General features: G+C 47.0%; 25 protein-coding genes and 1 tRNA gene. 20 read left to right on the top strand and 6 right to left on the bottom strand.

Features of this window, described 5'->3' with window-relative positions; all coding sequences use genetic code 11:
• The first annotated feature begins 90 nt into the window (after nucleotides 1-90).
• Together prfB and lysS are read left to right on the top strand one after the other, a co-directional pair.
• Nucleotides 91-1,189, top strand: a protein-coding gene (gene prfB / locus BUB06_RS06505; protein WP_102118025.1) for a peptide chain release factor 2 whose coding sequence is annotated in 2 segments (ribosomal slippage) — nucleotides 91-165 and nucleotides 167-1,189 — 1,098 coding nt in all. Because the reading frame shifts where the segments join, the coding sequence is not laid out codon by codon here.
• Between the two features lie 8 nt (nucleotides 1,190-1,197).
• Complete coding sequence (gene lysS / locus BUB06_RS06510; protein WP_010301844.1) at nucleotides 1,198-2,715, top strand: lysine--tRNA ligase; 1,518 nt, start codon at nucleotides 1,198-1,200, stop codon at nucleotides 2,713-2,715.
• Nucleotides 2,716-2,877: 162 nt separating this feature from the next.
• Here the strand turns inward: lysS and BUB06_RS06515 are convergent, their stop codons facing one another.
• Together BUB06_RS06515 and BUB06_RS22095 are read right to left on the bottom strand one after the other, a co-directional pair.
• Nucleotides 2,878-3,087 carry a zinc-binding dehydrogenase gene (locus BUB06_RS06515; RefSeq protein WP_039470813.1) on the bottom strand — a complete coding sequence of 70 codons (210 nt, stop codon included), beginning with the start codon at nucleotides 3,085-3,087 and terminating at the stop codon, nucleotides 2,878-2,880.
• Entirely contained in the window at nucleotides 3,069-3,215 is a 147-nt protein-coding gene (locus BUB06_RS22095) for a hypothetical protein (protein ID WP_153266388.1), read from the bottom strand. Before BUB06_RS22095 ends, BUB06_RS06515 begins: the two co-directional genes overlap by 19 nt.
• 124 nt (nucleotides 3,216-3,339) lie before the next feature.
• On the opposite strand from BUB06_RS22095, the gene BUB06_RS06520 reads away from it, so the two are divergent.
• The 7 genes from BUB06_RS06520 (at nucleotide 3,340) to BUB06_RS06550 (ending at nucleotide 8,182) form a co-directional block, all read left to right on the top strand.
• Nucleotides 3,340-3,735: a winged helix-turn-helix transcriptional regulator gene (locus BUB06_RS06520; RefSeq protein ID WP_010301849.1), complete on the top strand. Its 396-nt coding sequence runs from the start codon at nucleotides 3,340-3,342 to the stop codon at nucleotides 3,733-3,735.
• 166 nt (nucleotides 3,736-3,901) lie between these two features.
• Nucleotides 3,902-4,657, top strand: a complete 756-nt coding sequence (locus BUB06_RS06525; protein ID WP_039470814.1) for a helix-turn-helix transcriptional regulator — start codon at nucleotides 3,902-3,904, stop codon at nucleotides 4,655-4,657.
• 62 nt (nucleotides 4,658-4,719) lie between these two features.
• The gene (locus BUB06_RS06530) at nucleotides 4,720-5,403 is read left to right on the top strand and encodes a LysE family translocator (RefSeq protein WP_039470816.1); all 684 of its coding nucleotides are present in this window, start codon (nucleotides 4,720-4,722) and stop codon (nucleotides 5,401-5,403) included.
• An 82-nt stretch (nucleotides 5,404-5,485) separates the two neighbouring features.
• Nucleotides 5,486-5,559, top strand: a tRNA-Gly gene (locus BUB06_RS06535).
• Between the two features lie 198 nt (nucleotides 5,560-5,757).
• Nucleotides 5,758-6,972: a tyrosine-type recombinase/integrase gene (locus BUB06_RS06540; RefSeq protein ID WP_039470818.1), complete on the top strand. Its 1,215-nt coding sequence runs from the start codon at nucleotides 5,758-5,760 to the stop codon at nucleotides 6,970-6,972.
• Nucleotides 6,973-6,989: 17 nt separating this feature from the next.
• Nucleotides 6,990-7,637, top strand: a complete 648-nt coding sequence (locus BUB06_RS06545) for a hypothetical protein (RefSeq protein WP_039470820.1) — start codon at nucleotides 6,990-6,992, stop codon at nucleotides 7,635-7,637.
• A 323-nt stretch (nucleotides 7,638-7,960) separates the two neighbouring features.
• Nucleotides 7,961-8,182, top strand: coding sequence for a helix-turn-helix transcriptional regulator (locus tag BUB06_RS06550; RefSeq protein WP_033070909.1), 222 nt, complete (start codon nucleotides 7,961-7,963; stop codon nucleotides 8,180-8,182).
• A 79-nt stretch (nucleotides 8,183-8,261) separates the two neighbouring features.
• Here the strand turns inward: BUB06_RS06550 and BUB06_RS22100 are convergent, their stop codons facing one another.
• On the bottom strand, nucleotides 8,262-8,447 hold the full coding sequence (locus BUB06_RS22100; RefSeq protein ID WP_039470832.1) for a YlcI/YnfO family protein: 186 nt from the start codon (nucleotides 8,445-8,447) through the stop codon (nucleotides 8,262-8,264).
• Nucleotides 8,448-8,639: 192 nt separating this feature from the next.
• Here BUB06_RS22100 and BUB06_RS06560 point away from each other — a divergent pair, with 192 nt between their 5' ends.
• From BUB06_RS06560 to BUB06_RS06600, 8 genes are all read left to right on the top strand, one after another.
• A complete protein-coding gene (locus tag BUB06_RS06560) occupies nucleotides 8,640-8,840 on the top strand; it encodes a host cell division inhibitor Icd-like protein (RefSeq protein ID WP_072012973.1) in 201 nt (66 codons plus the stop codon).
• Nucleotides 8,833-9,021, top strand: a complete 189-nt coding sequence (locus BUB06_RS06565) for a hypothetical protein (RefSeq protein ID WP_033070912.1) — start codon at nucleotides 8,833-8,835, stop codon at nucleotides 9,019-9,021. The genes BUB06_RS06560 and BUB06_RS06565 overlap by 8 nt, the downstream gene beginning before the upstream one ends.
• Nucleotides 9,014-9,202 carry a hypothetical protein gene (locus BUB06_RS06570; RefSeq protein ID WP_033070913.1) on the top strand — a complete coding sequence of 63 codons (189 nt, stop codon included), beginning with the start codon at nucleotides 9,014-9,016 and terminating at the stop codon, nucleotides 9,200-9,202. The genes BUB06_RS06565 and BUB06_RS06570 overlap by 8 nt, the downstream gene beginning before the upstream one ends.
• The gene (locus tag BUB06_RS06575) at nucleotides 9,192-9,539 is read left to right on the top strand and encodes a hypothetical protein (protein ID WP_051982081.1); all 348 of its coding nucleotides are present in this window, start codon (nucleotides 9,192-9,194) and stop codon (nucleotides 9,537-9,539) included. The genes BUB06_RS06570 and BUB06_RS06575 overlap by 11 nt, the downstream gene beginning before the upstream one ends.
• A complete protein-coding gene (locus BUB06_RS06580; protein ID WP_039470834.1) occupies nucleotides 9,532-9,825 on the top strand; it encodes a hypothetical protein in 294 nt (97 codons plus the stop codon). Before BUB06_RS06575 ends, BUB06_RS06580 begins: the two co-directional genes overlap by 8 nt.
• A gap of 568 nt (nucleotides 9,826-10,393) precedes the next feature.
• Complete coding sequence (locus BUB06_RS06590) at nucleotides 10,394-13,072, top strand: toprim domain-containing protein (RefSeq protein ID WP_039471035.1); 2,679 nt, start codon at nucleotides 10,394-10,396, stop codon at nucleotides 13,070-13,072.
• Between the two features lie 660 nt (nucleotides 13,073-13,732).
• Nucleotides 13,733-14,332 (top strand): hypothetical protein, encoded by a 600-nt coding sequence (locus tag BUB06_RS06595; protein WP_039470837.1) that lies wholly within the window; start codon nucleotides 13,733-13,735, stop codon nucleotides 14,330-14,332.
• Between the two features lie 13 nt (nucleotides 14,333-14,345).
• Nucleotides 14,346-15,461: a helix-turn-helix domain-containing protein gene (locus tag BUB06_RS06600; protein WP_039470839.1), complete on the top strand. Its 1,116-nt coding sequence runs from the start codon at nucleotides 14,346-14,348 to the stop codon at nucleotides 15,459-15,461.
• Nucleotides 15,462-15,996: 535 nt separating this feature from the next.
• Here the strand turns inward: BUB06_RS06600 and BUB06_RS06605 are convergent.
• A complete protein-coding gene (locus BUB06_RS06605; RefSeq protein ID WP_033070920.1) occupies nucleotides 15,997-16,230 on the bottom strand; it encodes a hypothetical protein in 234 nt (77 codons plus the stop codon).
• Nucleotides 16,231-16,392: 162 nt separating this feature from the next.
• On the opposite strand from BUB06_RS06605, the gene BUB06_RS06610 reads away from it, so the two are divergent.
• Together BUB06_RS06610 and BUB06_RS22105 are read left to right on the top strand one after the other, a co-directional pair.
• Entirely contained in the window at nucleotides 16,393-17,205 is an 813-nt protein-coding gene (locus BUB06_RS06610) for a hypothetical protein (protein ID WP_039470841.1), read from the top strand.
• 7 nt (nucleotides 17,206-17,212) lie between these two features.
• On the top strand, nucleotides 17,213-17,419 hold the full coding sequence (locus tag BUB06_RS22105; protein ID WP_033070922.1) for a hypothetical protein: 207 nt from the start codon (nucleotides 17,213-17,215) through the stop codon (nucleotides 17,417-17,419).
• Here BUB06_RS22105 and BUB06_RS22445 read toward each other — a convergent pair.
• Nucleotides 17,367-17,618 (bottom strand): ogr/Delta-like zinc finger family protein, encoded by a 252-nt coding sequence (locus BUB06_RS22445; RefSeq protein WP_072012446.1) that lies wholly within the window; start codon nucleotides 17,616-17,618, stop codon nucleotides 17,367-17,369. The genes BUB06_RS22105 and BUB06_RS22445 overlap by 53 nt on opposite strands.
• Nucleotides 17,605-17,856: an Ogr/Delta-like zinc finger protein gene (locus BUB06_RS22450; protein ID WP_072012447.1), complete on the bottom strand. Its 252-nt coding sequence runs from the start codon at nucleotides 17,854-17,856 to the stop codon at nucleotides 17,605-17,607. Before BUB06_RS22450 ends, BUB06_RS22445 begins: the two co-directional genes overlap by 14 nt.
• Nucleotides 17,857-18,116: 260 nt before the next feature.
• Here BUB06_RS22450 and BUB06_RS06625 point away from each other — a divergent pair, with 260 nt between their 5' ends.
• Nucleotides 18,117-19,742, top strand: coding sequence for a tyrosine-type recombinase/integrase (locus BUB06_RS06625; RefSeq protein ID WP_010301857.1), 1,626 nt, complete (start codon nucleotides 18,117-18,119; stop codon nucleotides 19,740-19,742).
• Nucleotides 19,743-20,739 lie beyond the last annotated feature (997 nt).

Genomic DNA, 20,739 nt, shown 5'->3' on the forward strand with positions numbered 1-20,739 from the left:
AGAAAGTCTATAAAACGCGCCTTTTATCCGCTAGAATGGCGGGTTACACCATTCCGTTGTCAACGACTTAACGTAAGAATATAAAAAATCATGTTTGAAATTAATCCGGTAAAAAACCGCATTCAGGATCTGTCTGAACGTAGTGCCGTTCTTAGGGGGTATCTTTGACTATGATGCCAAGAAAGAACGCCTCGAAGAAGTAAACGCAGAACTGGAACAGCCTGATGTCTGGAATGAGCCTGAACGCGCTCAGGCATTGGGGAAAGAACGCTCCTCGCTGGAAGCCATCGTAGACACCATCGATCAACTGACTCAGGGTCTGGAAGATGTGAATGGTCTGCTTGAGCTCGCGGTGGAAGAAGACGACGAAGACACCTTTAATGAGACGTCGGTAGAACTGGATGCGCTGGAAAATAAATTAGGCCAGCTCGAATTCCGTCGCATGTTCTCCGGCCAGTACGACAGTGCGGATTGCTACCTGGATATTCAGGCGGGTTCTGGCGGTACGGAAGCGCAGGACTGGGCCAGCATGCTGGTGCGTATGTACCTGCGTTGGGCGGAAGCCAAAGGATTTAAAACCGAAATTATTGAAGAGTCAGACGGTGACGTGGCCGGTACGAAATCTGCCACCATCAAGATCATCGGTGACTATGCGTTTGGCTGGCTGCGTACCGAAACTGGCGTACACCGTTTGGTGCGTAAGAGCCCGTTCGATTCCGGCGGCCGCCGTCACACCTCATTCAGCTCCGCGTTTGTCTACCCGGAAGTGGATGACGATATTGATATCGAAATCAATCCAGCCGACCTACGTATTGACGTGTACCGCGCATCTGGTGCGGGTGGTCAGCACGTTAACCGGACAGAGTCCGCCGTGCGTATTACCCACATTCCGACCAACATTGTCACGCAGTGTCAGAATGACCGTTCCCAGCATAAAAACAAAGATCAGGCGATGAAACAGCTGAAAGCGAAGCTGTACGAGTTTGAGATGCAAAAGAAAAATGCTGAGAAACAGGCGATGGAAGACAACAAATCTGATATCGGCTGGGGCAGCCAGATTCGTTCCTATGTTCTGGATGATTCGCGCATCAAAGATTTACGTACCGGAGTGGAAACACGTAACACTCAGGCGGTACTGGATGGCGATCTGGACAAATTTATTGAAGCAAGTTTAAAAGCGGGGTTATAAGAATTCACATGGCTGAATCACAATCACAGGGTGCCGATCAGGCGCAAGATCTGAATAACGAATTAAAAACGCGTCGTGAAAAGCTGGTGGCGCTGCGTGAAACCGGGATTGCTTTCCCGAATGATTTCCGCCGTGACAGCACGTCCGATCGTCTGCACGCTGAGTTCGATGCCAAAGAGAACGAAGAGCTGGAAGAACTGGGCATCGAAGTGACCGTTGCGGGCCGTATGATGACCCGTCGCATCATGGGTAAAGCCTCTTTCGTGACCTTGCAGGACGTCGGTGGCCGTATTCAGCTGTATGTTTCCCGTGACGATCTGGCGGAAGGCATCTATAACGAGCAGTTCAAGAAGTGGGATCTGGGCGATATTCTGGGCGCGCGCGGTAAGCTGTTCAAAACCAAAACTGGCGAGCTGTCTATCCACTGTACCGAACTGCGTCTGCTGACCAAAGCGCTGCGTCCGCTGCCGGATAAGTTCCACGGTCTGGCCGATCAGGAAACCCGCTATCGTCAACGCTATCTGGATCTGATTGCCAACGACGAGTCACGCAATACCTTCCGCATCCGTTCTAACGTGATGGCTGCCATCCGCCGCTTCATGGTGGATAACGGCTTTATGGAAGTCGAAACGCCAATGATGCAGGTGATCCCCGGCGGCGCGTCTGCCCGTCCGTTCATCACGCACCATAACGCGCTGGATATCGACATGTATCTGCGCATCGCACCGGAACTGTACCTGAAGCGTCTGGTTGTGGGTGGTTTTGAGCGTGTGTTCGAGATCAACCGTAACTTCCGTAACGAAGGCGTTTCCCCGCGCCACAACCCTGAATTCACCATGATGGAACTTTATATGGCGTATGCCGATTATAAAGACCTGATTGTGTTGACGGAGAACCTGTTCCGTACGCTGACGCAGGACGTGCTGGGCTCGACGACGGTGGAATACGGCGACCAGACATTCGACTTCGGTAAGCCGTTCGAGAAGCTGACGATGCGCGAAGCGATCTGCAAATACCGTCCTGAAACCAACGTTGCCGATCTGGACGATCTGGAGAAAGCGACCGCGATCGCACAGTCTCTGGGCATCAAGATCGAGAAAAGCTGGGGCCTGGGTCGTATCGTTACCGAGATCTTCGAAGAAACAGCAGAAAGCAGCCTGATTCAACCGACCTTCATCACCGAATATCCGGCTGAAGTGTCACCGCTGGCGCGCCGTAACGATCAAAACCCAGAAATCACCGATCGCTTTGAGTTCTTCATCGGCGGCCGTGAAATCGGTAACGGCTTCTCCGAGCTGAATGATGCCGAAGATCAGGCAGAGCGTTTTGCTCAGCAGGTGAATGCTAAAGATGCAGGCGATGACGAAGCGATGTTCTACGACGAAGACTATGTGACCGCACTGGAACACGGCCTGCCGCCAACCGCGGGTCTGGGTATTGGTATCGACCGCATGGTGATGTTGTTCACGAACAGCCACACCATCCGCGACGTTATCCTGTTCCCAGCGATGCGTCCGCAGAAGTAAGTCTGCTGTAGCTGAACCTGAACCTTTTAAACCGGTGCCATCGCACCGGTTTTTTTATGTTTACCGCGTCTCAAGCCTCTCATTGAGCAGCCAGAACTCTCCGACACCCGACTCAACCTTCCTGTGTAAGGAATTCATCGCTTTTCGTATTCAGGATTTGCTTCAGAATTCGAGACAAATCTTGCCAAAATGCCTGCCAGCTTGCTGTAAACGGAAGGCCTCGGCGAGATCGACAAGCGGGAAGCGTTTGTCGATGACGGGCCGGATGGGCAGAACGTTGAGCGCCCGAATAAGATCCTGCTGATGTTGACGGCTGCCGACGATCAGCCCCTGCAAGCGCTGCTGTCGCACCGTCAAACCTGCGGTAGGCACAGTCCCTGCCGGGCCAGTAAGGACACCGATGAGCGCAATGTGGCCAGCCCCGGTGCGCCGGGATCCGGTAAATCGACAATCTCAAGCCGCTCAAGCCCACCGGGTGCTCGTAGTTGAATTGCTTTCATAGAATGACCTCCAATCAACCTTGTTTAACTTCAAAAATTGAATGGTAGCGGCTACACTTTATTTTTGATAGTACGCACTAAAAGGTTAGTGATGTGCTGATTAAATGGATATCGGGAGTAATAAATGCCGCCAGAAGCGCGCAGTAAAGCGCTGACCGAGAAGGTCAGAATGGGCGAATTGTTCACGGTGGATTGTCCGTCGAGGGGCGTGCTCAAGCATGTCAGCAGCCTCTGGGGAGTGTTGTGCTTAATCAGCCTGCGCGAGGGAACATTGCGCTTCGGAGAACTGCGCCGCAAGGCATCTGGCGTGAGTGAGAAGATGCTGGCCCAAACGTTGAAGCGGCTGGAGGAAGACGGATTTGTCCTGCGTTTTTCCCATCCGGTAGTGCCGCCTTATGTGGAATACAGCCTGACTCCGCTGGGGCGCGAGGTTTCCGAGCAGGTTGCGACACTCGCCGACTGGATCGAACTCAATATTTCGAGAGTCATGGATTCCAGACGAGAGAAGGGCATCGCCTAGATGCCCCTAAACCGAGTGATTTGGTGCGCTTGAACGTTGGCCTAGCCTGGATCTTCGGTTATACGCCCTGCATTTTTATCGCGATTTATCTCTCGCATTCTGTGATTGTCGCCTGATGACGGAAGATGCTATTTTCAGGCATTCATTCACTGTCGGAACACCCATCATGATGACGTACCGCGATGCCTGGTTCGAACTGGCGTTGTTGACCAACGGCCGCAGTTTTCCACGGCATACGCATGACGAGTTTGTCATCAGCGCCAATCTCAGCGGATTGGAAACGGTCTGGCTGGATGGAGAGACCTTCGTTGTCACCAACGATATGGTGACGACCTACAATCCCGATCAGCTACAGGGCAGTGACAATGCGTTTGACCGCTGGCAGTGTGCATCCTTGTACGTTCACCCACGGGCATTCGAGCATTATTTCCACCAAACCTTTCGGTTCTCACGAGGCTGGAATCCGTCGGCGCAGTTGGCGTCCGAGTTAAAACAGCTGGTCACCTCTGATTTGGACGACAGCACGCGTCAGGAGCGTATTATCCTGCTGCTCGCGGGGTTGATGGAAAATCAGCATCATGTGCCGTCTCAAGGCCATGTCAAAGAGGCTGAGCGGATCACGCGGATCAAAGATGGGTTGCTAAACGATCTCAGCGATGTCCCCACGCTCGACCAGCTCGCGCAGCAGGAAAATCTGTCGGTCGCACATCTGGTGCGCTCGTTTAATCAGGCGGTCGGGCTGCCGCCGCTGGCATGGCTGATGCAGCGACGCATGTGTAAAGCGCGGGAACTGCTGCGGCAGGGTACTGCGATTAGTCAGGTTGCGGGCGATGTCGGGTTTGCCGATCAGGCGCATTTCACTAAAGCCTTCAACCGCTATAACGCGATGACACCGGGGCAGTTCCGCCGTATCAATTTTTGACAATACAGTATTTCCCTTGGGCTCTACACTCGCCTTATTGCTTAACGCTTGAAGGGAATACCATGCTGTTAGTTGTCTTCACGGGGATGCTGCTGTCCCTGTCACTCTGTCTCGATCTGGGAATGGTCAATACTGCGATTATTAACCGTGGGCTGCGGCATGGGGCGCGTTCGGCGTTTTATATCGGGCTGGGCTCCTGCTTCGGCGATCTGTTTTATGCCACGCTGTCAGTTCTGGGTCTGGCGGTGGTCTTTAACCTGACGCCCGTCCGCTGGGTGCTATGGATTGGTGGGGGGCTTATTCTGATCTGGATGACGTTTAGCATGGCGCGTGCAGCATGGCGTGACTATCAGGTTAAACGCTTCGCTGACCTGTCTGTGACAGCGAATGCGGCGGATGTCACTGCGCCACCAGCGCGATATACCGAGTTTTTCAGCGGCGTCGGCATGGCGCTGGCGTCACCGACGGCGCTGCTATGGTTTGCGGCGATCGGCGGCACGATTATTGCGCAGTCTACCGATGGCTCTGCTTTCATGATTACGCTGTTTCTGCTGGGTTTTTTCGTCGGCGGCGTACTGTGGACGTTCTTCCTTGCCGCGCTGGTGAAGTACGGTCAACGTCTGCTGAAAGAACGGATCTCATTCTATTGCAGCCTGATCTCTGCGCTGCTATTTGCCTACTTTGCCTGGCACGTCATTTCCAATGGCTATGAAACGTTGTTCCTGCCGCTCTCTACAACTGCATAGCCGGCTAGAATATCAGTGCTTTGCCGGTTTTTTTTACTTGCTCGGCAACGGCATAGCGCTATAATGCCACGCGCCTCTCCGTGCGAGTGTAGTTCAATGGTAGAACGGCAGCTTCCCAAGCTGCATACGAGGGTTCGATTCCCTTCACTCGCTCCAAAAATACCTCCTCTGAAATTCCCCAAAGTCCACAAAACCCAGTAAATACGCCGTATTAAGCCATTTCTATGGTGTTTTATGGTCTACTCAAGTACCCTGAAATCCATCTATCTTTGGGGGTATATCTGGGGGTATTGATACTTGCACCCCTGAAAAATACCCCCAAGTGCATCAATACAGGATGGAGAAATACCCCCAATGAAGCTGAATGCCAAGCAGGTAGAGGCCTGCAAGCCAAAGGAAAAAGCGTATAAGTTAGCTGATGGCGGCGGATTGTACTTGTTGATCAATCCGAACGGCTCGAAGTATTGGCGCCTCAAATACCGTGTTGCCGGCAAAGAAAAATTACTGGCTATCGGCGTATATCCTGATGTCTCGTTAGCAAAAGCCAGGGAAAAACGAAATGCTGCACGGCAGGTCGTTATCGAAGGCGGTGATCCCAGCCAGAACAAACAGCAAGAAAAGTTAGCCCGACAAGGTGAAAGTGAAGGGACATTCGAGAAGATTGCGCGTGAGTGGTATCAACGGCGTTATGACCGATGGTCAGAATCTTATCGCAAGGAGATGATGGCAACCTTTGAGGTTGATGTTTTTCCCTTTATTGGACACCGGCCAATTGCGGAAATTAAGCCGCTGGAATTAATGGCTGTGTTATCTAAGCTGGAACAGCGCGGTGCCACCGAGAAAATGCGCAAGGTGCGCCAGCGCTGTGGTGAAGTGTGGAAATATGCGATTGTAACGGGTAGGGCTGAGTATAACCCTGCACCAGATCTCGCCAGCGCGATGACGCCGCATAAACGAGAGCATTATCCACATCTTAACGTTATTGAGTTGCCTGAGTTTTTGCAGACTCTGACCAGTTATAGCGGCAGTATGCAAGTGAAATTGGCTATGAAGCTGTTAATTCTTACAGGAACGCGGCCAGGTGAATTACGTCAGGCTGAATGGGCAGAAATTGATTTAGATAAGGCACTATGGGAAATACCGGCTTCAAAAATGAAGATGCGGCGTTCTCACATGGTTCCTCTATCTTCTCAGGCCGTAGATATTTTAAAGCAGATGCAGCCAATTAGTGGCCGTTACCAGCATGTTTTCCCTGGGCGTATCCAGTCTACAAAACCGATCAGTGAGATGACGCTTAATGTGTTGATCCGGCGTATTGGCTATGGAGGTAGGGCTACAGGCCACGGTTTCCGGCACACAATGAGCACAATTCTTCATGAGCAGGGTTTTAATACCGCTTGGATTGAGATTCAACTTGCTCATGTTGATAAGAATAGCGTTCGTGGTACATATAATCATGCGCAATATCTGGATGGTCGCCGGGACATGTTGCAGTGGTATTCGGATTACATGGAAAATTTAGAATATAGCAAAAATGTTGTTATTGGCGGATTCCGTAAACCAGCATAGCGTGGAAGGATATTTAAATGTCTAATTTTAAGGAAATGGACGCTTTTGAGCGGTTCACTAAACTTAAGGATGTTACCGCTCAAGAAATGGCTTTGGCGATTTTAGGTATAAATCCATTTGCTGATCCAAAAGATATACCTAAAGATATAGAAAAAGATGTTTTTCAACTGCGAACGATATTGAGACAAAATGCAGGGAGTAATATAAATAGAAACTTACAACATAATGAAAGGATAGACGCAAAAATATACTTTGCCGAGTCTTATAAATTCATTAGCACTGATGATATGCCAAAACCTATTTTTGATAAATGTCATGAAGTGATTAATAACATAGCGCGAGAGGTTGGTTGGAAAGAAAAATTATTACAATATGGTGACGATGAACTCATTGAATATGGTCGCTCTATTAGAAAAAGTGGGCGTGGGATTTATCGACAAGAACATGAAAAAGAAAATACAGATAAGTTATTAGCTTTGTTGATTATGTTATTGGCTGATAAGCTAGGAAATAAATATGGAACAGCGAAAGAACCATCAAAGCGTGAAATTTATAGGGATTTGGTTAGTCTTGCTGAGAAAGAGAGCGTTTCCTTAAAGGGAATAAAAGAATCATCTTTTTATAATAAAGTTAAAAAATCGTTTAATTCCCTCTTCTCTGAATAACCCTGATCTGGCCTTATGCTTAGGCCAGATATGAATCATAAATACTAGCCAATAGCCATGTGCTTGTAGTCGCTTGTAGCGGCTTATTTTATGTAGCTCCGTATTGCGCAGCATTCCGCACTATTCCTCAGCCCGTTCATTTAAATTGTTCTTAACTGTTTGATTTATTGGTGGTTTGTTTTTTATTTCCTTTGTTAACTTAACGGAAACAAGAATGTTTCAATGGAATTCATTTTATTTTAATGGATTTTATTCTTACTAGAACCCCGATTTGTACACTTCTAAACTCCGCCATATACCAGCAAGCACGATGAGGTAACGATATGGCAGGCAGAAATATTCAGGACAACCAAGCATCCTTGATCTCTTCAAAAGAGGTGCTGCGTCGCGTCCAGCGTAGTAAATCATGGCTCTATAAACAGTTGGCACAAAAGGCATTCCCCCAACCTATTAAGATTGGGGAGCGTGCAATTTCTTTTGTTGAAAGTGAGATCGACGAATGGATCAGTCAGAGGATCGCTGAGCGTGGGGAATGGAAATCATGAGAAGCGCCACCTACCGTGATACCGCCTTATCATTTATCGGTGCTAGCAAGGTTCCTACACTGGATCTTTGGGCAAATGATCAGTCTTTAGACTCTTCTTTGGCTTGTTTACGCTGGCGGCGTTTGATCTCACCTTGCAATGCTGTGACGATAAACTGCCCTGCGGTCTCTCCATCAAGTATTGTTTCTTCAATACCCTTAACTACTTCATGTGGTACGCGAGCTTGCATCTTTTTTGATTTCGCATTGACGTTAGCCGTTGCCATTACTGAACCTCATTTGATTAGGTGGATGACAGTATACGGAATAAAAAAGCACAATCAATCGTTGACGTGGAGCACACCATTAAAATATAGTGGAGCACACCTTGATTGTGTCAAGGTGCAAAAATCGCGAAGCTCGGCGGTGTTACCAGCACCAACCGAGCTTCTAACCACAATGTTACTGGAGGTAACACGATGGCTGATTCACAGTCTAACCAAACACGCCCTAAATATCAGTATCGTTTTCTTGCTCTTTACCGTGCGGATAGTTCTGCTTCACCTTGCCGCCTGTCTGTTGAAGCCTATACAGAGCAGGAAGCCCGTCAGATCCTTGTTCCTCACTTCATCCTCTCTTTTGCTGGCCGCTTGCCAGTCGAGGCGGTGCGCCATGTTTGATAACACGCCGTTGGAACTGGATGAAATCATCGATCAGTGCCGCGCACTGGCCTATGCCGCTTTAAACATTACTGACTGGGAAGTGCGTGAAATCCTGCTGTTCGTTCTGCAAGAACGCATCGATCACCTGTACCGCACCAGACAGGCAGAACCAGAGGAAGCGGAGGCGCACCATGTTTAAGATCCGATATGTTCGTATGAAACCCGACCACACTTGGGAGTCATGGGATTCAGAACAGGTTTATGAAGATAGTGAGCGTGCAAGAGATATTGCCAATGAGGTTTCGGCAGTGATGAATCGTGATCATCCTGATACAGATCACGGCTTCAAGATAATGGAGGTGCCGCACAATGAATCATGATATGAAGCCGCTGTTATCAGGCTCACAGGGGGCGTCTGTTAACGTGCTGTATTTCGATGCACAAGTGGGTGAGGATGACTTGTACGAGTGCGCCACGTCCCGCCTGAATGCCCTGTTAAACCTGAATAGTGAATTGGCTCGCCTGAATACTGACACTAGCGCAGGCATGGATCAATCTGCTCTTTCTGAGGTGAATAGTATCCTGCTATCAGATGCGATCACGATGCTGAATCACCTTCATAACATTGTGATTAAAGGTAAGCGTCGTGGACGTTCCATAAGCCCACAACTTAACGATGAGGCTATCTCAGGAAGTCAGGAGGTGCGCCATGCGTAACCTGTTTCTGGGGCGTCCGCTACGGGGTGAGCGCTATCAAAGCGTCAGCGAAACCGGATGGACGATTGAGGTGATTAGCGTCAGGTCAATCAACGATGAATCCGGCCAGGTAATGCCAGAGCCGGAAGTGTTCTTCCTGTATGAGTCCAGCCAGCAGCGTGGAGAAATGCCGCTCAGTGAGTTTCGCCGTTCTTATCAGTTATTACCGGAATACCAACTCAGGCGTAAGGCATCAATACAGGCGAAACATCCTGATGATGAAAACCATTACTCTCATTATCTATAAATTAAGGAAAAGCGTAATGGATATAAAAATGGGAGTATTTGCCGTTGTTCGCAACTGGAAATCGAAGGGAAAACAAAACTCGATGAAGAGAATGGTTTTCTTTTTGTTATTCCTATTTCGACTTTTTACAAGAAAGACGTATATGAAACTCTGTGTTCCAGACGGAGTTAATATCATTATTGTCGATGATAAATCATCACTTAGCGATGTCATCTGTAGATGTGAACTATGGGGTGTATCGGGTGACTTTTATATATATTTAAGGAATGAGTATCACTCTGATGTGATTAAAGGTGATGTAAGGCGTATTTTTTCTAAATATGGATGAAGAGTATTAGAGTTTAGCGGGTTGATAATCTTCATTACTCCTTTTCGGTCATGATGGTATTAGGCATTTCTTTATGCGCTATTTGCGTTGGTGTCTTTGTATCTGATAGCTGAGAAGGAGTTCATTCATAATGCAACGCATGGTTAATGTGATGAGGGAAATAGCAGTCAGACAATGCTTTATCACCCTGTTAACCACAATAAAAAAGCGCCGTTCAGCGCGGCGCTTTTGGAGCTATTCATGAATAACGAATTACACAAAGAAATTATAAAGCGATTGATAGCAGAATTCCAGTTTAAAGAGCAGGAAGGGTATTTACGCTATGGTATTTGCCCCCACTGCCATAAGAAAGAACTGTTTACCAGTATCGAAAAACCTTATGTGCTGAAATGCGGACGGGAAAATAAGTGCGGGGCTGAAATTATCGTCAATGCCCATTACGCTGATTTATTTAATCACTGGTCTGAGCGCTACCCACGCACGGAAGCGTCGCCCTGTGCGGCCGCAGATGCCTACTTACGTGAATCGCGTAATCTGGATATTACCCGTCTTGCAGGATGTTACACACAGGAAAGTTTTCATCAGAAGGGGATGGGGACAGCCACGGTGCGTTTTTCACTCCCCAGCGGGGGATATTGGGAGCGCCTTATCGATCAGCCGGAACGATTCGAGCGCAAAGCCAATTTTCATGGCGGTTATGCCGGCCAATGGTGGAGTCATTTGGCTCAGGACTTGAGTAAGCAGAAAGCGATCTGGTTGGTTGAGGGGATTTTTGATGCATTAAGCCTGATGCAAAACGGGATCGCGGCGGTGTCTATCATGTCGTGCAACAACTACCCAGAACAGGCGTTGGTGCAACTGGCACAAAGTCTGGGTGAACGCCCCAGGCCGGTGCTGGTGTGGGCGCTGGACAACGATCCGGCAGGGAAAAAATACACCATCCGTCACGCCCGCCGGAGTCAGGAGGCTGGCTGGATGGTCAATGCAGCCTGTGTGCCTGTGGGCAGACAAAAACGCGACTGGAACGATCTGCACATTCAGGGAAAGTTGACTCCACGCGATCTAAAGGAATATCGCTATCAGGGGGATTTGCTGCTGGCCGACAACGCCGCAGATAAAGCGCTACGGATTGCTGAGCATACCGAACGGCGGGAGTTTCATTTTGAATTTGATTCGCGTCTGTATTGGTTCAAGCTCGATCTGGACAGACAAATGAAAGCGGTTGAACGTATTCAGGATGGTGATATCCGGTTTAGTGAGCAGGAAGTAAAAGTGAAAGCGCTGAAAGAAGCCGGTGCCGTGGTAGAAATTGCCAACTGTTATCCCGTTCCTCTCTATTTCCAGCGCAGTGAGCCAACGGATGAAGCCTGGTATTACTTCCAAATCAATTTCCCTGGCTCTACGCCGCCGGTGAAAGATATGTTTAAAGCAAACGATATTGCCACCGCGTCAGAGTTTAAAAAGCGTTTATTGCATGTGGGGAAAGGTGCCTTTTATACCGGCAATACGGATCAGCTTAATCGCTTTCTCCGTCAGGATTTGCCGGTGATTAAAGAGGTGCAGACACAGAATTTTATCGGCTACAACAAGGTCTGGCAGGGCTGGATATTTAATGCTCTGGCGGTTTCTGGCGGTAAGGTTTACCACCTCAACAGTGAGGATTATTTCGAGATCGGCACACTGAGTGCCAAAAGCCTCAGCCATAGCCCTGTTCTGGAAATTAACGCAGACCTCAGCCAATTTAAAACGGACTGGGTACAGGATATCTGGACGGCATTTGGCGCTAAGGGTTACATCGCGCTGGCGTTCTGGCTGGGTTCATTGTTTGCGGAACAAATCCGGCAACAGTGCCGCAGCTTTCCGTTTCTGGAAATTGTCGGGGAGCCAGGAACAGGGAAAAGTACCTTGATCGATTTTCTCTGGAAGCTGTGTGGCCGAGATGATTACGAGGGATTTGACCCGACCAAATCCACGGCCGCAGCCAGAGCACGAAACTTTGCACAGGTTGGCAATCTGCCCGTGGTACTGATTGAGGGCGATAGAACGCAGGACACCTTACGTCAGCGGGCGTTTGATTTTGATGACCTGAAACCGCTGTATAACGGTAAAGGTATGCGGGCGACGGGGGTTAAATCCAACAATAATGAAACCTATGAGCCGCCGTTTCGGGGAAGCATTGTGATCGCGCAGAATGCGGACGTGGGCGGTTCACCGGCATTGCTCGAACGTATCGTGCATATCCACACCGATAAGAGCGCCCAGACGCCACAAACGCGCCAGGCGGCGGAGCGGCTTGAGCGTGCAACGACAGAGCAGGTATCTGGGTTTATCCTCCATGTGACACAGTCAGAAACGGCTGTACTCGATACGTTCAATCGCATCTATGAGCAGGCTAAAACCGAGCTGGAGAACCATCCGGAGATAAACCATAACCGTATTGCCAAAAACCATGCGCAGCTGATCGCTATGGTTGAAACTTTACCGCTGGTCTTGCCTGTTCAGGCCGATGCCGTTTTTCAAACACGTCAGGCTTTGGTTGCGCTGGCCGCAGAGCGTCGTCAGGCATTGCGTACCGATCCGCCACAGGTGCAGGAGTTCTGGGAGACGTTCGAGTATCTGGATTCGCTCGATCGCTACGGACTGAACCACGCCGGAAAAGATAACAGGGAAGGGATGGTGGCGGTGAATTTCCAGCACTTTATCCAGATGGCATCTGAATATCGGGTTAACCAGTCATTTGTGATTAGCGACCTGAAAAAACAGCTTAAAGGCGGCACCAGCTTCCAGTTTACGGGCAACAAACCCGTGCGTAGTCTCCCCAATGAGTTATACAACAAGGGCAAAGGTCAGCATGATGTGATGCGCCCTGAAGTTGTTCGCTGCTGGGTATTCAAACGTAACGAGCTGCAGCACAGTTAAATCCAGCGATGCTGGCCAACGGATGGCCGGTATCACTGATAGCTTTACCGTCCTTCACACTCTCCCCCTAACTCACCCATGCACACCCTCATAATTGGTTGAAAAGTAGCCTTTGTGCGCCATTTTCAAAATTTTAGGGGGTACACCGGAAAAGCGTTACAAGTGTTACAAGGTTAAAAAATACCATTTAATATATTGAATAATATGACTATTTAAGAATTTTAAAACCGTTACAAAAGCGTTACGGAAGCGTCACGATGTAACGGTTATGAAGTGTTACAGAATGGGTTTTTAACTCATTGATTTTATTAGGTGTAACACTTTGCGTAACTGCTTGTAACGCCCAAAGTGTTACATGATTTTCTGTTATTTATCAGTGCATTGGGTAGGGTTTTTATGGGGTGTAACGGTTGTAACAGTTTTCCGATGGCTGACTGAAAATAGAAAGTGACAGTGAAAAAAGAAAAGGTGAAGAGAATAGAAAATTTTCTCTGAATCATCTTTTCACTGTACTAGATTGATATATATTTTTAATAAAAACAAATGGTTAAATTCTATTTCTGATCTTTTGTATTCTAGGTTGACAAAATAAGGAATATGCACCAACATTCAAGTTGACAAAACTTACTATTTGCACCAATTCCTACAGAGAGAATTTTAATGTCAGAACATACTTTACCTGTGCCTAGTCAGTTTCACCCTCAATTGACGGTTGAGCGTTTATCTATCGTCGCTGAAGGTATTCTAAAAGTTTTAGATGATACATACAGGCAGTTATCAAGCTCACTTGATGATAATTACACGAGAGGAACATGTACTTTCGGACGCCAGCGACAATATCTAATCCAGTTATGTACAAGTAAGACCCACGATTGGTTAGCGTTAACTCACGCCGGTATGGATGTTACATTTGAGATCGAGAGTATTCCTGTTCGTTTTTTTGCTGACGATCCTGAAAATCCCAAAAAACCGGGTTTTTTCCGCCGTAATTCCGTCGATCAACTATGGGCACCAGAAGCAACAATACCTACAATGTGGCGTTTTGTGGTTGAGAAGCCGGAGTTTGAGGGGGAAGGTGCTCGGGTGCATTTTGTTGGCTACAGCCCCCTGGGGGAAGTCCTGAGTCTTTGGACATATGGCGAAGAACGGGTTGCAATGTTGCACTCAACCGACGACACCCCGCCTGCACCGGTTGAAATTGTGTTGGATGATATCAGCGCTTCTGTTACTGAAAAAGACAAGAAGAGCGATGCAGAATAATAGTAGGTGAAAAGTGTTTAACGGTTCTAATTTGCGGTTAGCTCGTCTGTATCACGAGTTATCATTGGAGCAAGTGGCTGAGCGGGTCGATAAGACCCGCCAGTATATACAGCGGCTGGAATCTGGCTCTGCTGTGCCCACTCCTGAGCTTGCGAATAAATTAGCTGCCGTCTTACAGGTCATGCCTGAATTTTTCGAAGCGCAAGAGCAGTCTCCCGTGAATGAGGAAATTGTTCATTTCCGTAAACGCAGTACTACTCGTATGGCGACTAAATTAGCAACGCTTGCTAAAGCTGAGTTATATCGTCGCCTGATTGAAGTTTTTGAAGAATATCTTAATTTACCGGCTGTTAAGTTTCCGGAAATGAAGGTACATACTCAGGAAGACATTGAAAAGGCAGCGGAGAAATGTCGAACTGATTGGGGATTAGGCTTTGGGCCGATTGATAACATGACTCGATTGGCTGAAAAGCTAGGGGCATTTGTTACCTCTTTCGACTCTGTATCTGATGATGTGGATGCGCTTTCTGTTCCGTTAAGCCGTCCTTTCATTGTCAGAAATACTGCCAAGAAGTCGCCTTGTCGTCAGCGTTTTGATATTGCTCATGAGGTTGCGCATTTGATTTTGCACGAAGGCATCTCTACAGGTGACAGAGTGACAGAATCACAAGCGAATCGTTTTGCGTCGGCATTACTTTTACCGCGCTCGGCTATGGCGAAGTATTTTCCTCGGCCAATTGGTGGACGTATCGACTGGCAAGGGCTTAGTCAGTTCAAACTGACGTGGAAAGTAAGTAAAGCAGCTATCATCTATCGAGCACATCAGCTTTCACTTTTGACGGATGCCCAGTACAAAACGGCATTTTTCGGCCTAAAACGTAAAGGGGAAGCAATTGATGAGAAAGAAGATTGTCTGATACCAAATGAAAGGCCTGAGCTTTTTCATCGAGCTATGAAGTTTCTTTTAACGGATTTGATGGTTGATGCTGATGCGTTAGCACATCGTTTGAAGATCACGCCAGCTATGTTGGCAGAACTGGCGAACGATAACTTACTAACAGACACTTCTATTGGAAAAGTATCAGGAAATGTAGTTTCTATGTCTTCTTACCGAATGAAGATAGTTTGATATTGTTCTACCTGAATCCCGTGTCCACGGGATTCATTTTTTCTCGTCAAAATCACCGCATAAAGTTGCACAAAAATGCATAATTTTTTTGATGCTATCTACCCCTTTTCGCACCAGTTCTGGCGCGGGTTTGCCCTTGCTGCACAACTGCACAAAAACGCGCTATTTTAATGCGCGGGCGTGGAGGGGGGACAATTGCGCGCTGAGGGATCTGGGTGATACCGATGTTTATTTGCTGTAAGAAAGACCATGCTTATCTAACGCAGTATGAGACATGCCCTGTGATATCCATCAAAATGGAACGCTTAAAATCGTTTCTAGGGGCTTACATGAAAGCGGTAGCCAATCGCTAATCCTTGTTATATAGGCATGATATTTATTTTTTATTTGTGAATTATTTTGATTGAAAACCACGGTGAGACTGATCAGTGCTCACTTAATGATAAGCGCAGCATAGAAAATGTTTGGCAGAGTCAGGTGCGGTGTAAGCGGTCTTTTGCCTGGAAAAAATCGTATTACACCGGATGGGAAAAGATTACTTCAGGAACGGGAAGCGCTCATCAAAATTCATGTGGTAAACGGACTCAGCCGTAGCTGTGCCGGTGTTATCAGACTCTGGCGTTTGAGCCAGATAGGTTGTTACTGCATCCAGTATCAGCGCAGTGTAGCCACGCTTTGACCGTTTACACTGTCGCTCAATTTCTGCGTCGATCTGGTGAGGTACACGCAATGTCCTTATCCGTGTTTTACCGTTACTGCTGCCTTTCATGTCTTGATCCCCAGCGTTGTGTAATACACCCAATTCTTCATCTGGTTGCAGGCCAGCAAAAGTATACTTCGGTGTAATACGCCGGCGACAAACATAATCGCGGGATTTCCCAAGCTCAGATGGTGAATATAGGTGTATTACACTACTGAGAAGGACGTAAAAATGACTACCCCTATTCATGACGCTGTTTCAGATAAAAGCCCTGCACGGCAACGGCTGGATGAGATTGCTAATATGTTTTCTGCACTGGAGGCCGATATTGAGCAGGAACGGCGAACCCTGGCCAATCTTGTGGAAAGTCATCGTCAGGCAGAAGCAGAGCTAAAAGAGAATGATGGAAAATGGGAAAGTATTCTCATGGAAAATAACGGCGTAGAGAATACTGAGTCAGAGCGGGCTTTGTTTCTTACTACTACCGCTAAGGCTAAAATAGCCCGTTTATCTGTCTTGATGAAAGATCAAAAACGAAAGGTAACCGAAATGAATATTCGGCTGGGCGGCATGACCGTTGAATATAACAATGCATTTTCCAATGTCACTGCCCCCATCGTTAAGCGTGAGGTTGAACAACTTATCACCGAGCTGCATGATTTAATGGCACCGCGGATTAGCCGAGTCGTTGGACTGTGTAGAATGTATGGTGTCAGTGTTCGTGAAACACTGGCAGCGGTTTATTTCACTACTACATACAGAAACGAAAAGGGGGAACTAATTGATGTGGGGCGTTTTGAAAAAATTATGTCAACGGATGATGTCGAGTCATCAATAATCAATTCTGTTAAAACTATCATTCGCAGTGACAGTATTAAGCTAACCGATAGTGAGTTACCGGATGATCATCCCGGCGCGTATCCACGAAATGTTTTCAGAGCGATGAAAAATACCCCTTCTCCGGCACAATTATCGCGTGCCAAGTCTGATGCGGAATACAAAGAAAAACTGTTCACTGGGGAAATCCCATTTAGTAATTTGTGAGGCCAGCATGAAAAAGATGAAATTAACATTCAAAGGCAAGGATATGTACGCCTCTCAGGAAGAGATTATCTCCTTGATGTCAGCCTGCGAAAAAGCACTGTCTGGAAATCATGAGGGGAGACGTGAGCAGTATCTGAACCAACAAGATACTACTCAACATTTTAATCGCCATTTACCCGATGAGGGACGTCAGAGTTATTTGGCTGACTGTTAGGAAAGATACTGTCACAGGTAGCGCTACGGTGTGCTACCTGTTCGTTGTCTGATGTGCTTACTCTCAGTTCTTCAATTGTGGTGAAGCAATGGCCGCATAGCAAGTTTTTGCACTGATGGTAGCGGCGATAACTGTTTTCTCCAATTTTTTCCACCCCTCTGTCTCCTGCGACTTTACCGCAGTATTTACAAGTGATCATAGCGACCTTGCCTCATCTCTATACAGCGCGTTTTTATTGTTGCGGGGATGCTGGCGTTTTCTTCAGCCTGGTTAAGGGCAACCTCATACCATTGTAATGATGTGCATTTAAATCCGCATTCTTGACCGGTACAAACGCGGTAGATGCTGCGCACATTGGCATCTAAAGCAAGGCTTGTACGTGCCCGCATCCATGCCCCACATTTAGGGCATTCTGGGAGTTTTTTACGTGGTTCCATAGTGTGTCCCACTAAAAATATTGCTTATGCGTACATTATAACGGGAATACGATTGGGGGTACATCTGGGGGTATGAAAAACTTAGAATAAAATATTATCTATATAAATCATATCTTATTTTAATGAGTTATATTCCCTTCACGCTCATGACCTTCTTAAAAACCTCTAACTTACTGAATCCTAAGGGACACGGCTTAACGCCTCCTTACAGAGTTACTTACTGTAACCTACTGTGTAACCCTGCTCAGGGCATACAGACCATGATTCAGCTATCAAATTCAGCCAATGTTCTCTCTATTACCACTTATCTATACCAGCGCGGTGGCGTTTACTATTTCCGTATGAAAACAAAAAGAAGTAAAGATGTCTGGACGTCTAAAATAGATGGGAATAAGATAACTTCAGTTTCATTACGAACCAAGGACAGGCGTACCGCTATGGCTCACTCTCGACACATTAGGGCAGCACTTAAAGCAATCCATGCGGATAAGCCTAACGCTTCCTATGAGGAGATGAGGGAGCATCTAAGGGATATTGCTGAGTGGGAATTGTCGTTGGGGCGTTCAGATCTCTTTGAGCCAGACATGAGGGATATCTATCGTGACCAGTACGGGGAAGTAGGCGAGGGCCTTATTGATGCTTTAGCAAGTGAACCGTTGAGTATTAACCAACACCGATACATCAATGAAGCGCTGAAGGTACTAAAGGCTTGCATGAAACGTATAGAAGTAGGAGACAGCCAACCTCTCATAGATTATATCGATGAATTTGATGTTATTGATCGGTCAAATAATCAGGCGTCTGTATCCCTACCTGTTAATGTGCCAGAAGTGACTACCGTCAGTCTTGCTGCTCTCTTTGGGCAATACGAAGAGGAGAATGCTCAGAATTGGAAGCCAGCAACCTTAAGAGAAAACACATCGGCCCACGCTACGTTAATCGAAATCTTCAACTATATGGGCCTGAACGAGGACGCTAACGCGATAACTCGCGCTGATATGCTAAAGGTTCGTGATGTCCTCCAGCGATTACCAAAGCACCGTAAGCAGCGTTACAAGAATACACCATTGGCAGACCTATTGAATCGTGAGGATAAGGCTGATTGTCTGGGTGTGGTAACAATTAACAATAGATACCTGATTAAGCTGTCAGCCGTCTTTAAATGGGCTGTAAGAAATGACTTATTAGTCAAGAATCTAGCTGAAGGGTTGGAACTCAAAGTGCCCCAGCGTAGAGCCTCTGAGGCGCGTAATGCCTTTAGTCCTGAGCAAGTGAGGCAAATATTGGTCGCCGCTAAAGCGTATTCACAGAAGAACTCAGGTAAGCCATATCATTATTATGTCACCGCTTTGGCTGCAATCACTGGAGCAAGGCTGAATGAGGTGGCGCAACTACAGGTTAAAGACGTTAAGACCACGGGAACGGAAACTGTTTATATCCATATCAATGAAGATGATAGCAGCTTATCCGGTAAGAGCATTAAGAATACCCATAGTGAACGCTACGTGCCGCTTGTTGATGGTGCGTATGGTTTTGTATTGGCTGACTTCATGACACTTGTAGAGGCCCGTAGAAGCGCTGGCGGCGATGATGCGCTGGTGTTTGATGGCCTACACCTTATGAAGAACGGTTACGGCGAACAAGTTAGCAAGTGGTTTAATCGGACGTTGTTGCCTAAGGTTCTGACTGACCGTGATGGATTGGCATTCCACTCGTTTAGGCACACAGTAGCCACGCAGCTGAAACAGCATGGTGTGGAATTGGCTTACGCTCAGGCGATTATGGGGCACAGCTCGGGGTCGATTACCTATGACCGTTATGCTAAAGAAGTTGAAGTGGATAAACTGTTTGGTGTTCTGTCTGGTGTCTACTTACCTCAGCAATGAAAATATCTAGCCAATACAGGATGATGACCTCTTCTCTGATCGATTCATATGGTGGTTATTTATGCATTAATAGTGAATGGATAAGCGGTTTGCTCAAGGGTGGAAGCTGCTAAAAACTCTATATATATCAAAGGTTTTATTAACGACTCACTATAAGAAGAAGACCCCTTAAGACTTACCTTAAGTTATCATTCAGTATTCATATGCAGTGTTTATGCATGGTTACTGACTGTGTACTTAAGGAATATTTCTTAAGAGCTCATTCAGCTCTAACCATAATTGTTATGGTGATATCACTCCATCAATACTTATTAGCATTCTGTCTCTGACAGGTCAGACTGATAGCCCTTGATAGCACCTAATAATTCCCTCCCAGCATTAACGACTCACCACAGAGAGAGATACCTACAGACGACCAATGGGGGAAAGGGGGGGAATCTTAAAGATAAACCTAGAGTCTAAATAAAAGATAGTAATAAGACAAATAATAAGATAATAGCTCAAGGTCCAAAGGGATAACTTAAAGAGGTTATAAAATTAAATCATAATTATCGAAAATCAACCTAGAGGGAAATAACCTATAGCTGAACTTTAATTAATCAGGGTCATCTGCCTGCACCGTCACAAATATACCTCATCGCTTTTCCTCAATTACCATCTCCGTATCGACCTCAGGCTATCATCCGGTCTTACGGAAGGTTGCCTCGCTGGCTTCAGTATTAACGACTCACTACTAGAAGAGACCAATGTTCCGATCACACCGAGCGTATCCCGTTTGGAAGCTCTGCAAGAAACGCATAGGTCAAGGCGTTAAGTCCTCGCTGATGAATCACCACCGATATTATATTCAATCGTCGAGTTAAAATTTCAACATCGTGAACGGTACGTCATCAAGAAATACAAGGCTCTCCCTGCCTTCCTTCTTTATTTAAAATCACAAAGTCATTCTGTCTGCATCCTGTCGCCTGCTGGTCTCCCTTTTATGTGGGGACTTTGT

The sequence above is a fragment of the Pectobacterium carotovorum genome (genome assembly GCF_900129615.1).
Lineage (GTDB): Bacteria > Pseudomonadota > Gammaproteobacteria > Enterobacterales > Enterobacteriaceae > Pectobacterium > Pectobacterium carotovorum.